At 48.2% G+C, this 278-nt stretch carries 1 protein-coding gene; it reads left to right on the top strand.

From position 1 onward, the window contains the following. A partial coding sequence (locus tag IV91_RS19365) for a hypothetical protein (protein WP_233418496.1) occupies positions 1-278 on the top strand: 278 nt, incomplete at both ends.

The following is a 278-nucleotide window of genomic DNA, read 5'->3' as shown; positions in this document are numbered from 1 at the left end:
GGAACCTTGTTGCTACTGAGCGGATGTTCAATATTTCAGAAAAATGACATACCGGACCCGAACGTCAGTAACACCGCATCAACGAATCTTAAGGATGTGGCGGATGCTGTTTATAACGAGTTGCGACAAATTAACGCGCCGGCTCCGGTACCGAGAGTGAATCCAGAATCCGTTCATGGATGCTCTACCCGCCTGGTGTCAATTGACCTGGATGGCGATGTAATGTTGCTGATCGACGATATGGTAAAAGCAAAGTATTGTCAGGTTCGGGTGGTTGG

Origin of the sequence: Ferrovum myxofaciens, assembly GCF_000735045.1 — a bacterium.
GTDB lineage: Bacteria > Pseudomonadota > Gammaproteobacteria > Burkholderiales > Ferrovaceae > Ferrovum > Ferrovum myxofaciens.
Note: the sequence above shows the minus strand (reverse complement) of the source record. Positions and strands in the feature narration are given on the sequence as shown.